15 protein-coding genes and 1 pseudogene are annotated in these 14,621 nt (G+C 69.4%); 11 read left to right on the top strand and 5 right to left on the bottom strand.

All coding sequences use genetic code 11. From position 1 onward, the window contains the following. Positions 1-2 precede the first annotated feature (2 nt). Positions 3-323, bottom strand: a complete 321-nt coding sequence (locus PQI66_RS11315; protein ID WP_339998381.1) for a hypothetical protein — start codon at positions 321-323, stop codon at positions 3-5. Between the two features lie 98 nt (positions 324-421). Here PQI66_RS11315 and PQI66_RS11310 point away from each other — a divergent pair, with 98 nt between their 5' ends. From PQI66_RS11310 to PQI66_RS11290, 5 genes are all read left to right on the top strand, one after another. After that, a complete protein-coding gene (locus PQI66_RS11310) occupies positions 422-913 on the top strand; it encodes a hypothetical protein (protein WP_339998379.1) in 492 nt (163 codons plus the stop codon). Next, positions 910-1,536: an N-acetylglucosamine-6-phosphate deacetylase gene (locus PQI66_RS11305; RefSeq protein WP_339998377.1), complete on the top strand. Its 627-nt coding sequence runs from the start codon at positions 910-912 to the stop codon at positions 1,534-1,536. Before PQI66_RS11310 ends, PQI66_RS11305 begins: the two co-directional genes overlap by 4 nt. Positions 1,537-1,580: 44 nt before the next feature. Next, the gene (locus PQI66_RS11300; RefSeq protein WP_339998375.1) at positions 1,581-2,786 is read left to right on the top strand and encodes a hypothetical protein; all 1,206 of its coding nucleotides are present in this window, start codon (positions 1,581-1,583) and stop codon (positions 2,784-2,786) included. Positions 2,787-2,971: 185 nt separating this feature from the next. Then, positions 2,972-3,544 (top strand): GtrA family protein, encoded by a 573-nt coding sequence (locus PQI66_RS11295; protein WP_339998838.1) that lies wholly within the window; start codon positions 2,972-2,974, stop codon positions 3,542-3,544. Then, positions 3,541-3,960: a GtrA family protein gene (locus PQI66_RS11290; protein WP_339998373.1), complete on the top strand. Its 420-nt coding sequence runs from the start codon at positions 3,541-3,543 to the stop codon at positions 3,958-3,960. The genes PQI66_RS11295 and PQI66_RS11290 overlap by 4 nt, the downstream gene beginning before the upstream one ends. A gap of 47 nt (positions 3,961-4,007) precedes the next feature. Here PQI66_RS11290 and glfT1 read toward each other — a convergent pair whose 3' ends face one another. Both glfT1 and PQI66_RS11280 read right to left on the bottom strand, forming a co-directional pair. Beyond that, the gene (gene glfT1, locus PQI66_RS11285; RefSeq protein WP_339998371.1) at positions 4,008-4,931 is read right to left on the bottom strand and encodes a galactofuranosyltransferase GlfT1; all 924 of its coding nucleotides are present in this window, start codon (positions 4,929-4,931) and stop codon (positions 4,008-4,010) included. A 54-nt stretch (positions 4,932-4,985) separates the two neighbouring features. After that, a complete protein-coding gene (locus tag PQI66_RS11280; RefSeq protein WP_339998370.1) occupies positions 4,986-5,495 on the bottom strand; it encodes a MarR family winged helix-turn-helix transcriptional regulator in 510 nt (169 codons plus the stop codon). 61 nt (positions 5,496-5,556) lie between these two features. Between PQI66_RS11280 and PQI66_RS11275 the strand changes: the two genes are divergently transcribed. The 6 genes and pseudogenes from PQI66_RS11275 to PQI66_RS11250 all read left to right on the top strand — a co-directional run bounded on the left by PQI66_RS11275 (position 5,557) and on the right by PQI66_RS11250 (position 12,630). Then, on the top strand, positions 5,557-7,134 hold the full coding sequence (locus PQI66_RS11275) for an MFS transporter (protein WP_339998369.1): 1,578 nt from the start codon (positions 5,557-5,559) through the stop codon (positions 7,132-7,134). 106 nt (positions 7,135-7,240) lie between these two features. Next, positions 7,241-8,527: pseudogene (locus PQI66_RS11270) on the top strand (NAD(P)/FAD-dependent oxidoreductase); the annotation flags it as partial. Next, entirely contained in the window at positions 8,528-9,310 is a 783-nt protein-coding gene (locus PQI66_RS11265) for a DUF1365 domain-containing protein (protein WP_339998836.1), read from the top strand. Continuing rightward, positions 9,307-10,533 carry a cyclopropane-fatty-acyl-phospholipid synthase family protein gene (locus PQI66_RS11260; RefSeq protein WP_339998367.1) on the top strand — a complete coding sequence of 409 codons (1,227 nt, stop codon included), beginning with the start codon at positions 9,307-9,309 and terminating at the stop codon, positions 10,531-10,533. The genes PQI66_RS11265 and PQI66_RS11260 overlap by 4 nt, the downstream gene beginning before the upstream one ends. Continuing rightward, positions 10,530-11,837 carry a cyclopropane-fatty-acyl-phospholipid synthase family protein gene (locus PQI66_RS11255; protein ID WP_339998366.1) on the top strand — a complete coding sequence of 436 codons (1,308 nt, stop codon included), beginning with the start codon at positions 10,530-10,532 and terminating at the stop codon, positions 11,835-11,837. Before PQI66_RS11260 ends, PQI66_RS11255 begins: the two co-directional genes overlap by 4 nt. 1 nt (position 11,838) lies before the next feature. After that, positions 11,839-12,630 carry a DUF1295 domain-containing protein gene (locus PQI66_RS11250; RefSeq protein WP_339998364.1) on the top strand — a complete coding sequence of 264 codons (792 nt, stop codon included), beginning with the start codon at positions 11,839-11,841 and terminating at the stop codon, positions 12,628-12,630. Here the strand turns inward: PQI66_RS11250 and PQI66_RS11245 are convergent. Both PQI66_RS11245 and PQI66_RS11240 read right to left on the bottom strand, forming a co-directional pair. Then, entirely contained in the window at positions 12,605-14,110 is a 1,506-nt protein-coding gene (locus PQI66_RS11245) for an SDR family oxidoreductase (protein ID WP_339998362.1), read from the bottom strand. The two genes, PQI66_RS11250 and PQI66_RS11245, sit on opposite strands and share 26 nt — an antisense overlap. 18 nt (positions 14,111-14,128) lie before the next feature. Continuing rightward, positions 14,129-14,611, bottom strand: coding sequence for a MarR family winged helix-turn-helix transcriptional regulator (locus PQI66_RS11240; protein ID WP_339998360.1), 483 nt, complete (start codon positions 14,609-14,611; stop codon positions 14,129-14,131). Positions 14,612-14,621: the final 10 nt, after the last annotated feature.

Genomic DNA, 14,621 nt, shown 5'->3' with positions numbered 1-14,621 from the left:
GCCTAGAGCTCCATGACCTCGCGGATGGTCTCCGGGAGCTCGGCGACGCAGGTGATCGTCGGGCCGTCGTACTCGCGCAGCTCGCGGTTGACGATCCGTCGGCTCGTGGAGTCCAGCACCGGGAGCTCCTGGGCGAGCAGGCGCACCATGAACTCGCTGAGCGGTGCTTCCGCGCGTGCGGCGGCTTCGTAGGTCTTGTCGGTCTCGGTGCCGCCGACCACGCTGGTTTCCGCGCGCGACCCCTTCGTCCCGGCGGGCTGGCCTGCCGTGGCCTTGGCGATGTTGCGTCGCATCTGGTTCTTGGCGCGGTCTTTTCCGAACATGGGCTCCAGCGTACAACGGTGGTGTCCCGGTGACGTCCGGGTGCTGCTCTACACTCGGGGTCGTAGGTGAACCCCGCCGAGGGACGAGGAGGAGCACGATGACGACACCATTCAGACAGGCCCTGAAGGAACCCCTGACGCCGAGGGAGTTCCGGGTCATTGCCGTAACCACACTGGGGTACTACCTGGTGCGGGACGTGGTGACGCGGACGTGGCTGCGCCGTGCCGGACAGACGGCGGTGGTCGCCGGCGGGGTGGGGGTGCTCGCCGCCGACCAGTGGAAGGAGATGTCGGAGGATGAGCGGGTCGAGGTCCGTGAGTCCCTGGCACAGATGAAGGAGAACCTGGGCACCAACTCTGTTCCCGGGCTCGTGGTCTCGGCGGCAGCGCCTGCGGCCGGTGCCGGCGCGGTTCTCGGTGCCGCCGCCTGGTTCATCGGTCGTGTGGACGCCGCCGGTGCGGGTGCGGTGCGTCGGATCGGGGGCCGCATCCCCCTGGTGGGCGGGGTGTTCCGCGCCCTGCCGTCGACGGTCTTCGGTGCGGCACAGGTCGGCGTCCTCTACGTCGTGAATGAGCGGGCGCGCCGATGACCGGCGCACCGGGCAAGGACGCCACGGCCCCGGACACGGGGACCCAGTCCCAGCAGGCGGGGGCGACCCGTGCCCAGGACCCGCCGGTGATGGTCGTGTCCACCGTCGGGGACGTCACCGCGGTCTGGCAGGTCGAGGTGGATGCCAGGGTCCTGCTCGGCGACTTCAGCGGGGCCTGGCTCGTCGACGCCGACGGTGTCCACGGTTTCGCCGCCGACGCCGACTGGATCGACGGGCGCGACGACCGCGACGCGGTGCTGTCCCTGATCCTCGGACGGCCGGCGGTCGTGTCGGGGGATGCCGCCGGTCTGCCTGAGACGGTGCAGGTCGTGGACCTGGAGGCGACCATCGGCAACGCCCGCGCCGCCGTGGAGCGCAACCGGGAGGACTTCGCCGCGGCCAACCCGGGAAAACGGCAACCCGCCTGGGGCGACATCGAGTTCGAGGAGCAGGACGGGCTTCCTCCGCAGGGCCTCGACGGTGACGCCGCCGACGCCGTGACCCGGTGCATGGCGACCGCCCGTGGGGTGCGGAGCCTGGTCCGGAGCTGGAACGCCGTCGAGAAACTCCGGGTGCAGCGGCTGGGCGGGGAGCTCCGGGCCCTGCCGCTGATTCTCGCCTGAGTTCCCACCGGCAGCATCGGGGCAACGTCGCTACCCTTGATGGCATGATCGCACGGCATGCTTCCCGGACGGACCGCAGCGGCGGCCCGGCGACCGGCGACGGCCTTGCCGCGGTACTCCGGCTGCCACTGCTGGGCGACGGGCCGGGCACCACGGCGGGCGTGGGTACCGCCCCGCCGGCCACACTGCTGGTTCTCGCCGAGTTCCATCACCCTGCCACGGGTTTCTACACGCGTGCGCTGGGCCTGAACGACCGGCTGTCGGTCGCTGAGACCGTGCGCGCCGTCCTCGTCGCCTTCGACTGGCCGGGCGCCGCGCAGATGCTCGACGGTGGCGAGGCGACACTCGCGGGCCCCACCTGGTCGTTGCAGGCGCGTCGGCGGGACCGGCTGCGTGTCTACAGCCGCACCGCCGGCCCGATCGGGACCACGCTGGACGAGGCCCTCGGCCGCGACGGCACGGCGTCCCTCCTCGTGGACGACATCCTGCTCACCTTGACCACCGCAGGCGCGATGACCAGGGACGACAACACGCCGGACGCCGTCTGCCTCGCCGGTGAGTTCATCCCCGGTGAGTCTCCTGCACGCACCCCGGGAACGCTCGTGTCCACGGGTACGGCCGGAAGCAGCCTCGGAGCGGTGGTGGTCCCCCGGGACGTCGACCTCGCCGCCGTCAACGTTGCGCTGGCCGGTGAGGAGACCGTCGGGCAGATTCTGGACGGCCTGGCCCCGGAACTCCGGACCCTGCTGCTCGACGGTGACCTGTACGAGTTCACCCCCCTGCTGCAGGCGCTGGACCTGGGACGGCCCGCACAGGTGCCGGACAGTGTCCGGGAAGCGTTGGACGGCATCCCCGCCGAGACGTCGCCACTCGGACGTGCCGCGGCCTGGTCCCGGATCGTCGCACTGTCGACGCTGTCGGACCGTGCCACCGCCGACGAGATCTCCGAGATGCTCATGTCCGCGCTCGGATTCACCCGCGCCGACGCCGACATCGCGCCGGGTGGTGGCCGGTTGTCCACCGACCCGCTGAGCGCAGCGGAGATCCGCGGGCTCTCGTCGGTGACCGGGCGGATCCTGGCGTCCTGCGGGGCAGGTGCCTGGGAGGCGCACGGCGGAGCGGACTCGGTGGTGACGCCCCTGGTGCCGCGCAGCAGTCTGCTCGAACGCCTCGAGATGTACCGCTACCTCCTGCAGCGTCACGAGGCGCTGGACGACGCACCGGACGACATATCGTCCGACACATCGTAGTGTCGTCAATGTTTCGCAATCGGCGGCTGTGCCAGTAGCGTATGTCCGATAGGTCTCCGGGAGTTCTCCCGGTTCATCCGATTGACATCAGTGCAGAGAGGACGCCCGTCGTGACCGACGCCATCGCCGAACAGCCGGGCTCCGCCGCAGATGACGGGGGGAACGGTGCTGCCGGTGCCCGGCGACTGTCGACGTCGGAACGCTCGTGGCGGCTGATCCGGCAGTTCGTGAAGTTCGGCATCGTCGGCGCCTCGGGCGTGGCGGTGAACTCCGCGGTCATGGTCGTGGCGAACAAGACGACCCAGTGGCTGTGGGACTTCGACGGGCACCACGCGTTCGCGAACCTGTTCGGCACCCAGTTCCACATCCGCTGGTACCACGTCTTCTCGGTCCTGGCGTTCGTGGTGGCGAACCTGTGGAACTTCAACCTCAACCGCCGGTGGACGTTCCGGACCGCCGGGAAATCGAACTGGTTCCGGGAGATGGTCCCGTTCATGCTGGTCGGCGTGGGGGGACTGCTGGTCACGCTGCTCGTGCAGACCGCACTGATCAACCCGGAGTCGCCCGTGGCGCTGTCCCGCGAGATCTGGGACGGGTCCACCGGCCTGCGCGACCCGATCTACTGGGGAAACCTGTTCGGCGTGTGTTTCGCGATCCCGGTGAATTTCCTGGTCAACAAGCTGTGGACCTTCCGCGCCGCCCGTGACCACCACATCCCCGTGCCCCTGACACCGCTCCCCGAGGAGGGCAAGAAGTGACCGATCAGGGAACCGTCGAGCGGTTGCCGTTGAAGACCCAGCTGTTCCGCTTCATCATGACCGGCGTGGTCGGGGCGGTCGTGGACTTCGGCAGCACCTATCTGCTCTATCTCGCGGGTCTGGGGGACGGGGCGTCGAAGACGGTCGGGTTCATCCTCGGCACCCTCACCGCCTACCTGATCAACCGGCGGTGGACGTTCCAGGCCGAACCCTCGGTCAAGCGCTTCGTCGTCACGATGCTGAGTTACCTGGCGACGTACGCGGTGCAGGTCACCCTCTACACGGTGAGCATCCCGTGGCTGGAGGACATGGATCTGGACAAGTTCTGGGTGCGTGCGATCAGCTTCGTGATCGCGCAGGGCACGGCGACGGTGCTGAACTTCATCATCCAGCGCTGGGTGATCTTCCGGACCTGAGTCGTCGCCGGACTCGCTCCCTGCCCTTCGGTGTCTCCCCGCGGCGTCTACGGCCGGTAGAACTTCTCCGCACGGCCCTTCGCCTGCAGGGACAGCCACTCGCGGAACCCCTTGATGTCGCGTTTCTGCACCAGGAAGAACCAGCCGAAGCGCGCGTACTCCTGCGGCAGCAGTCGACGCATCCCCGGTTGGTTCATCAGGAAGCCGCGATTGCGGTAGGTGAAGTAGCGCTTGGTGTCGTTGTCGGGGTACTGGGTGTGCATCCGCCCGCCGAGGATCGGCTTGAACTCGTCGGCGCCGTCGGGATGCAGGTAGGAGGTGGTCAGGCAGGTGCCGAAGGGCAGCCCGGAGCGGACGAGACGGCGGTGGTACTCCACCTCGTCGCCGCGGATGAACAGGCGGTAGTCGGGCACTCCGATGACCTTCATCGTCTCGGCGCTGAGCAGGGCACCGTTGAAGAGGCTGGCGATGCCGGGCAGGAAGTCGCCCTGCAGCTCATGCAGGTAGCGGTGCCACACCACGCCCTGGCGCAGGGGGAAGGCCAGGCGTCCGGGCTCGTCGATGTTGCAGACGGCGGGGGACACCTCGGCCAGCCCGTGGGCTTCGGCGACGTCGTAGAGGTTCCCCAGGACGTTCTCGTCGGCGGGGCGGCCGTCGTCGTCGGCGCACCAGACGGCATCGACACCCAGTGACAGGGCGGTGAGGAAGCCGAGGGCGAAGCCACCGGCGCCACCGAGGTTGGTCCGGGAGGGGACGTAGACGGCCCGGTCGCCGGCGAGTTCCTCCAGCAGGACGCGGACCTCGTCCTGGCAGCCGTTGTCGACGACGATGACCTTGTCCACCGGGTGGGTCTGGGCGCAGACGACGGCCAGGGAGTTGCGCAGGAGTGCAACGCGCCGGTGGGTGACGATGACCGCCGCGGTGGAGCCGTCACGGCGGAGCTGAGCTGCTGTCTGCGCGGGTGTCTGCATGCGTGTCATTCTGCCACGCCGTGCCGCGAGGTCAGGGGTCGGCGGCGCTTCAGGTCAGGGGTTTGCGTCGTCGGCGTCAACGTCAGCGGGCTCCTGTCCGCTGAACGAGCGGTAGGCACCGGTTGTCTCGGTGAGGAACCGGGCGATGACGTCTCGCTCGTCAGCACGGTAGTCGGCGAGAATGTCGTTCAGCCGCTGTTCCAGAGGTCGGAGCTGCTCAGCGGTCCGGCGTACTGCGTCATCTGTCGGCTCCAGGATGAGCCTCCGACGGTCACGTGGATCCTTGACCCGCTGTAGATGGCCGGCGTTCTCCAGACGGTCCACCAGGCCGGTCGCGGCCCCGGACGAGAGACCGACGAGGTTGCCCAGTTCGACGGTCCCGTACGCGTTATCGGCGGTCATGAGGTGTTTCATGGCCTGGTACTCCACAGGACTGAGGCTCAACCGGTGCCCGAGGCTGACGTCCATCGCTGCGGCAGCGACGACCAACTGGTGCAGGGCCCAGGAGACCTCTGACTGCGTCGGTCTGCGGGCGTCGCTGTTGTTGCCTGACTCATTGCTCACCGCCCCATGGTACTATAGCTCGGAAACTAAGCGACTTTGATTCGGAGCTATTATGGGCAACGTGACAACACGGTGGATCGGGCTGGTGTTCCTCAGTGCCGCGGTCTCCCTGGTCATCATCGACGTGACCATCATCAATGTGGCGGTACCTGCCATCGTCGTGGAGCTGGAGGCTTCCGCGGCCACCACGCAGTGGATTCAGGAGGCGTACACGCTCACGCTCGCGGCATTGCTGATCGTCGCGGGTCGTATCGCGGACGCCATCGGCAGACGGCGCGCACTCGTCATTGGTTTGGCGGTCTTCACCGCAGCGAGTGTCGTCGCGGCGACAGCTCCGTCCGAAGCAGTCCTCGTGCTGGCCCGCGTACTGCAGGGGTTCGGTGGAGCGGCAATTCTGCCCTGCACCCTGTCCCTGCTGAACGCGACGTTCCGGGGGAAGGAGCGGGCCACCGCATTCGCTGTCTGGGGTTCAACTGTCGGAGCGATGGCTGCAGTCGGCCCCCTGGTGGGAGGGTGGCTCACCACGGACTTCTCCTGGAGGTGGGCATTCGGCATCAACCTCGTCCTCGGGCCACTCGCCGCGATCGGGGTCCTGCTGTTCGTGGCTGAGTCCAAGCAGCTCAGGGCGGGACGAGGCGTGGACCTGCCCGGCGTCCTGTTGTCCGTCGGAACGTTCCTCAGTCTCGCGTTCGGACTCATTGAGGGGCGCACGATGGGGTGGGTGACTGCGCGCTCGTCCGAGTATCAGTTCGTGGGGGAGCTTTCCCCGGTGCCGTTCGCTTTTGCCGGTGGGGTGCTTGGACTCGTGTGCTTCATCGTGTGGGAACGGCGTCGTCAGCGTCGTGGTCGGGACCCTCTCCTCGACCTCACCTTGTTCGGGGTCTCCACCTTCGTCCGTGGGAGTGGCATCGTCTTTCTTGTCGCCCTGGGGCAGCTCGGCCTGTTGTTCGTGTTGCCTCTCTGGTTGCAGAACACTCTCGGGTACACCGCGACACAGACCGGGCTCCTGCTGCTTCCGATCGCTGTCGGGGCCTTCATTGCTGCGGCGACGACGCCGTTGCTCGCCGAGATATGGGGCACCACCTGGGTCATCCGTTTCGGGCTTCTCTCCGAGATTGTCGGACTGGTCTGGCTCGCACTCGTGGCGTCCCCGGAGGTGGGAGGCTGGACACTGGTTCCGGCCCTTGCGTTGTACGGGTTCGGTGTGGGGACGGCAGATGCTCAACTGCCGAGTCTTGTGCTGCGCGATATACCGGTCGAACGGAGCGGACAAGGTTCCGGGGTGCAGAGTACGGCCCAGGAACTGGGGTCGGCGATGGGTATCGCGATCATCGGAACCGTCTTGTTCACCAGTCTTTCCTGGCAGCTCGGTAGTGCGCTGGAGCGCACGTCACTGGGGTCCGCCGAGCGGGAAGCGACGGTCGCCGTCGTCGTTGATTCTGCCGGTACGGCGATACCGGGACTTGAGGGTGAGGTCCGGACTGCGGCAGATGACGCGCTTTCCGACGCGACGCGGAACGCGGCACTGGCTGGAGCTGCATTCCTTGCGGCCGGACTACTCGCGACACTTGCCCTGAGAGCGGGCAGGGAGCAGCCGACGGGCGACGGTGCTGGAGCAGTGGACGAAGGGGTGCAGTGATCGCGGGGCACCACCTGTCACGAAAAATAGCTAACCTGGTTGATGTATGTATCGATCGAAGGCTCCACACACCGGTGACCCCGGTGCACTGACGGGAAGTGATCGCATGGCCAGAACCCCGGGCACCACCTGTATCGCCGTGATCGGCGCGGGCGTCAGCGGGCTGACCGCCGCCCACGAACTCTCGGGACGGGCGCAGGTCACCCTGTACGACGCCGACGAGCGCCCCGGGGGACACGCTGACACCACGACCGTCCCCACCGCCGGTGGTGAGGTGAACGTCGACACCGGGTTCATCGTGCACAACGACCGCACCTACCCGGTGCTGCTGCGCTTGTTCGCCGATCTGGGTATCCGCACCCGACCGGCGGAGATGTCCCTGTCGGTCCGTGCCGACGACGCGCACGGCGGCACGGGGCTAGAGTACGCCGGCGCCCGCGGCGTCGTCGGACTGTTCGGGGACCGGCGGAACCTGCGACGTCCGGCGTATCTGCGGATGCTGGGGGAGGTCCTGCGTTTCCACCGCCGGGCCCGTCGCCTCCTGGCGGTGGCGGAGGACGCGGGCGCGGCGCAGGACGAGACCCTGCAGGAGTTCCTGCGCCGGGGACGGTTCTCGGAGTACTTCGTGCGGCACTTCATGACACCGCTGGTGGCCACCGTGTGGTCCTGTGACCCGGAGACGGCCGGCAGCTACCCGGCGCGTTACCTGTTCACGTTCCTGGAGCATCACGGGATGCTGCGTGTCTTCGGCTCCCCGCAGTGGCGCACCGTCGTCGGTGGGTCGCAGGAGTACGTGCGGCGCGTCACCGACGTGGTCACCGGGCGTGGCGGTGAGGTTCGCACGGCTGCCCCGGTCACCCGGGTCAGCGAGCATGCCGGCGGGGTCAGCGTCACCACCGCGGACGGTACGTCGCGGATATTCGACGCCGTGGTCGTCGCCACCCATCCCGACCAGGCACTGGCGATGCTGTCGGCGCCGACCCCTGCGCAGCGGGAGATCCTCTCGGCGATGCCGTACTCACGGAATCAGGTGCAGCTGCACACCGACACCAGCCTGCTGCCGCGGACACCCGGCGCCCGCGGGTCGTGGAACCACCTGGAACGTGGCCCCGGTGCGGTGGTCGTCACCTATGACATGACCCGGCTGATGCACCTGCCGGAGGTCGACGGGACCCGCTACCTCGTCACGCTGAACGCCGCCGACCTGGTGGACCCGGAGACGGTGATCACCACCCGGGACTACGCCCACCCGATCTACACGCCGACATCGGTGGCGGCGTCGCGACGGTCGGCGGAGCTGGACTCGGACCGGATCGTCTTCGCCGGCGCCTGGCAGGGCTGGGGTTTCCACGAGGACGGCGCCCGCTCGGGTCTGTCCGCGGCGCGCCGACTCATGCCCTCCGCGCCCCGGGGCGAGACGGCGCAGGTGGTGGAACCGGTGAACCGTGTCCTGCGCACCACGGTGAAACACACCCGGACGACACCCGTCGAGCACCGGTTCACCCACCGGTCCTGGATGTGGTTGGTGGACCTCGACCACCTGCCCGACCACGGCACGGCGTCGTGGTGGCGTGGGGCGTTCCTGGGCCGGGACCACCTCGGTGGCCCGGATATCCGCGACGGCGTGGTCGGACTGCTCCGGGAGCGTGGCATCGCCACGCCGGTGGGGCGCGTCCGGATGGCGGCGATGCCACGGGCGTGGGGCACCGGCTTCAATCCGCTGTCGGTCTTCTGGTGCGATACGCCGGAGGGCGATCCGCTGGCCACCGTGCTGGAGGTGCACAACACCTACGGGGGCAGCCACGCCTACGTCGTCCACCCGGACGGGGCGGGCAGGGCACGGGCGGACAAGGAACTCTATGTCTCGCCTTTCCACGGCACCGACGGCGACTACGCGATCCGGGTGCCGCGCCCGGACGGCGGACGGGTGCAGGTGGGCATCACCCTGCGCGTCGGCGACTACTCGTTCGCGGCATCGGTCCGCGGTGCCCCGCCGCACGACGGTGCTCCCCGGTGGCTCGACACGGTCCGCGCCGCACCGGCGGCCCTGGTCACCGCCGTGCTCATCCGGGTCCACGGCATCTGGCTGTGGGCGCGGGGACTGCAGGTACAGCCCCGGCCGCACTCCACGCCGCACACCACACGACACACCACCCGAACGGAGGTCCCCTCGTGAGACCGTCAGTGAACGTCACCGCACCGGGGCTCGTCCCCGAGGCCCCGCAGGCGCCGGTGGCCGCCTACGTCACCAGGAAACTCCTGGCCCGGGCGGCCAGGACGGCGGGTATCACCGTCGCCCACGTCGGCGACCCGGACGCCGGTCACGCCGACCTGAGGATCCTGCGTCCCGACGCGTTCTACGCCAGACTCGGTGCCCGGGGTCTCATCGGCTTCGGGGAGTCGTACACCGCCGGTGACTGGGACGCCGACGACCTCGCCGGCACGCTCACGGCCCTCTGCCGGAAGTTCACCGCGCTGGTCCCTGGCTGGATGCAGCGTTTTCGTGCGGTGTACCTGCGCCGCCGTCCGCGCTCGCACCGCAACACCGTGGACGGTGCGCGGGCGAACATCAGCCACCACTACGACCTGTCCAACGACTTCTTCGCGACCTTCCTCGACCCCGGGATGAGCTACTCCTCGGCCCTGTTCGCCTCGTCCGGGGTGAGCCTGCGGGAGGCGCAGGACGCCAAGATGGACCGGGTCCTCGACCGCGCCGGGGTCGGCCCCGGCACCCGCCTGCTGGAGATCGGCACCGGCTGGGGTGAACTGGCGATCCGTGCCGCCGGACGTGGCGCCCACGTCCATTCGGTGACCCTGTCGTCCGAGCAGGCGGCCCTGGCCCGGGAACGTGCCGCGCAGGCCGGGGTGGCCGACCGCGTGGACATCGGGATCCGCGACTACCGCGAGGTGGAGGGCCGGTATGACGCGGTGGTCTCGGTGGAGATGATCGAGGCGGTCGGTCACGAGTACTGGGACGCCTACATGTCCACACTCCGGGACAGGCTGCTGCCCGGCGGCACCGCGGTGGTCCAGGCGATCACCATGGACCACCACCGCATGATGGCCTCGAAGGACAACGCGACGTGGATCACCAGCTACATCTTCCCCGGCGGGTGCATCCCCTCGGTGGAGGCGCTGGACGCCGCCGCGGTACGCGCCGGGTTGCGTCCGGGCGCGCGTCGGTTCTTCGGTGCCGACTACGCCGAGACCCTGCGTCGGTGGGACGAGGCGTTCCGCCGGGAGAGCGGCAGGATCGGACGACTCGGCTTCGACACCACCTTCCGTCGTCTGTGGCATTTCTACCTGGCCTACTGCCAGGCCGGTTTCGCCGCCGGTTACATCACGGTCGGTCAGGTGGAGTTCCACCGGCCGCATCACCACCAGGAGAACCAGTCATGACCAGTACAGCCACATCCACCGGACAGGCCACGGCCGCCGAACGCCTCGTCACCCTGATCGCCCAGGCCACCGGGGTCACCGCCGGCGACCTGCCGGTCCAGATCCGGGCCTGGGACGGCAGCACCGTCGGGCCGGAGGGGGCCGACGGCCCGACACTGGTGGTGAAGGATCCGCAGGCACTGACGAGACTGCTGTGGTCACCGGGTGAACTGGGCCTGGCCCAGGCGTACGTCACCGGCGAAATCGACGCCGAGCCCGGCGACGCCCTCGCCGAGGGCTTCACCCGGCTCACCGCGCTGGCCCGACGCCCGGAGGTCCGCGTCCGGCTGACGCCGTCCGCACTGGTCAACGTCCTGCGTGGCGTGAAGGACCTGGGGGTGGTGGGGCGGCGTCCCGCTCCACCGGCGTCGCAGGCGCACCTGCGGGGGCGGGTGCACACCCGGGACCGTGACCGGTCGGTGATCGCCCACCACTACGACCTCTCCAACGAGTTCTACGCCCAGATCCTCGACGAGACGATGTCGTACTCCTGCGCCTATTTCGGCTCCGGTCCCGACGGTCCCGACATCACCCCAGACATCACCCTGGAGGACGCCCAGCGGGCCAAACTGGACCTGGTGTGCCGGGCGCTCGACCTCACCGAGGGCCAGCACCTGCTGGACGTCGGCTGCGGGTGGGGGTCCACCGCCGTCCACGCCGCCGAGAACTACCGTGTGCAGGTCACGGCGGTGACGATCTCGCGCGAACAACGTGACTGGGTGGAACGTCTGGTCCGCGACCGTGGCCTGCAGGACCGGGTCACCGTCCTGCTCCAGGACTACCGGGACATCACCGGCGAGTTCGACGCCGTCTCCTCGATCGAGATGGGCGAGCACGTGGGGCAGCGCAACTACCCGTCGTTCATCCGGATGCTCCACGACCGCGTCCGCCCCGGCGGGCGGGTGATGATCCAGCAGATGTCGCGCCGCGGACGCCACCCCGGGGGAGGGCCGTTCATCGAGGCGTTCATCGCCCCGGACATGCACATGCGTCCGCTCGGCGAGACGGTGTCGATGCTGGAGGACGGCGGCCTCGAGGTCCGTGCGGTCCGTGGCATGCGGGACGACTACGCGCGCACGGTGGACCACTGGATCGACCGGTTCCACGCCCACCGTGAGAGGATCGTCGACCTGGTCGGCGAGGAGGTCTTCCGCGTCTGGCACCTGTATCTCGTCGGCGGTGGCATGGCGTTCCGGCAGGGACGGATGGGCGTCGACCAGATCCTGTCCGTCCGCCCACCGGCGCTCCCGGACACGGGGGTGTGACATGGTCGTCGACTGGCTGATCGTCGCCGCCGCCTGCGCGGTGATGACCGTCCTGGTGATGACGGCCGTCGCCGTCGTGATCCGCCGCCTCGGCAAGGTGGCGGTGATGGACGTGCTGTGGGGGCCGCTGATCCTGCTGAACTCGGCGACTGCCGCGGTCACCGGGTTCGTCGTCGGCTCCACAGGTCCCGTGGTGTGGGTGATGCTGGCGGTCGTCGTGGTCTGGGCGGGGCGGCTGTCCCGTCATCTGGTGACCCGGTTCGGAAGCGATGAGGAAGATCCGCGCTACGACGACCTGATGCGGAAACCGGCCGCGGGCCTGGTGACCTCGGTGCTGCTGCCGCAGGGGTCGGTGGCGTGGCTGGTGTCCGTTCCCGTCCAGGTCGCGGCGGTGGGCGGCACCGGCGGTGCGGCACCGCTGGTCGTCGTCCTCGGCATCGCCGTGGCCGTGGCGGGCCTGGTGACCGAGTCGGTCGCCGACCGCCAGTTGGACGACTTCCGTGCGGAGGGCGTCCCCGGCCGGGTGATGGACCGTGGGCTGTGGTCCTGGAGCCGGCACCCGAACTACTTCGGGGAGTCGCTGGTGTGGTGGGGAATCTGGATCGCCGCCGCGGCGTCCGGCGTGGGTGTCCTGGCCGCGGTGCTCTCACTGGTGTCACCGGTGGCGATGACCGTGACCCTGGTGTGGGGGACCGGTGCCCGGCTGCTGGAGAAGCGCATGGCCGGCCGGGAGGGCTGGGAGGACTACAGGCGCCGGACCTCCATGTTCATTCCCTGGCCGCCGCGGCGATGATGTTGCGCTTCATCAGCGGGAAGACCGCCGCATGGAACGGGGCGACGACCCACCAGTAGGCCCGTCCGCGCAGCCCCCGGGGCAGGAAGACCGCGTCCTGCCGGTACACGGTGGTTGCTGGGGCCCCGTCGGCACCATCGGCCCTGTCGGCCCCGTCGACCCTGAGGATCAGCCACGCCTGCCCGCTGACCTTCATCTCCGCGCGCAGGACCAGCAGGTGCGGCCGGTCGATGCGTTCCACCCGCCACCAGTCCACGCGGTCACCGGAGGCGAGGTGACGGGGGTCGCGGCGCCCTCCCAGGCCCGGGCCGCCGACCAGCCGGTCCATGATGCCGCGCACGTTCCACAGCAGCGGGGTGGAGTACCAGCCGTTGCGGCCGCCGATGGACTCCACGACCTGCCACACCTGCTCCACCGTCGCCGTCGTCCGTGCCTCACGGCTGTCGGTGTACACCGTCTCCCCCGACCAGTCCGGGTCGGTGGGCAACTCCCCACCGACGTCGGTGGACTGCCAGGACCGGTCCCAGGACGTCGGGACCTCACCGGTGGCTTCACGCTGCAGGGCCCGACGTACCGCCGTGGGGTAGTCGGCCAGGCCGCCGGGCGGGTCGGGGAGGACGTCCCGGATCCGGTGACCGTCGGTGGTCACGGCGTCCTCCGCCATGGACTGTGCCAGCGGCACCGCGAGCGAGCGGGGGACCGGGGTGACCAGACCGATCCATCCACCGGACAGCTGGTCCATCGGCAACGGGACAGGCACGGCGGCGATCAGGCGGCGTAGGCCGCGGATCCGGCCGTAGATCCGCAGCAGGTCCGAGAACCGGTAGGTCTGCCCGCACCCGACGTCGAACTGGTCGTTGACCCCGTCGAGACTGCCGGCGTCGGCGGCATGGACGAGATAGTGCAGGACGTCCCGCACGCTGACCGGTTCGATGCGGTTGTTGATCCACCGCGGCGCGACCATCACCGGCAGCCGTTCGGTGAGGTGACGGATGATCTCGAAGGATGCCGAGCCCGACCCGATCACCGTGGCAGCACGCAGCACCACGGCGGGGACGTCGCCCTCGAGCAGGATCCTGGCCACACGTTCGCGTGAGCGCATGTGCTGGGACAGGTCCTCCAGGTCACGGTCCGGAGGGTGCATGCCCGAGAGGTAGATGATCCGTGAGGCGCCGGCGGTCGCCGCGGCCTCGGCGAGGTTCGTTGCGGCAGCGCTCTCGGCGTCCTCGAAACTGGTGCCGGCGCTGTCGCCCATGGAGTGCACGAGGTAGTAGATGACCTCGACCCCGTCGACCGCCTCGGCCAGGGACGAGGGGTCGGACAGGTCGGCGCGCACGGCGTCGACATCGTCGTACCAGTCGAAGCGGGTCAGCCCGTCGGGGTGACGGGAGGCGGCGCGGACACGGTGCCCCGCAGCGAGGAGCTCAGGGATGAGGCGCCCGCCGATGTAACCCGAGGCGCCGGTGACGAGGATGTCCATGGCACCAGCGTAGGCACCTCAGTCGTCCCGTGCGGCGTCGTCCGGGGCGACGGCCTCGACCAGGGCGTCGAGGAACTCGATGATGGCGCGGCGGTCGCCGGCGGGGACGTTGCGGGCGGCCTGCAGCATCTTCCCGTGCATCGGGGAGAGCCACTCGTCGACCTCCTCGTGGGAGAGGTCGGTGGCCACGATGATCACCGAGCGCCGGTCGTCGGGGTGCGGGGCGCGCCGGACATGGCCCGACTCGGTCAACCGGTTGAGCAGCTTCGCGGTGGCCGCGGTGGAGATGTGCAGCACCTCCGAGAGCCCTTTCGCGGTGAGGGGGTCGCCGGCGCGTTCACCCGCGATGATGTGGCGGACGGCCTCGGTGTCGGTGGCGTTGAGACCCATGTCTGAGCCGACGTGGCGGCGCATCTCCTGGTCGGCGGCCCGGAACCGCCGTACGGCGTGCAGAAGCGCCACGGCGGGGTCGGAACCGTCGTACCAGTAGTCCGTTGACATGGGGTCATCA

The sequence above is a fragment of the Corynebacterium sp. USCH3 genome, from assembly GCF_037619475.1.
Classification (GTDB): Bacteria; Actinomycetota; Actinomycetes; order Mycobacteriales; family Mycobacteriaceae; genus Corynebacterium.
Note: the sequence above shows the minus strand (reverse complement) of the source record. Positions and strands in the feature narration are given on the sequence as shown.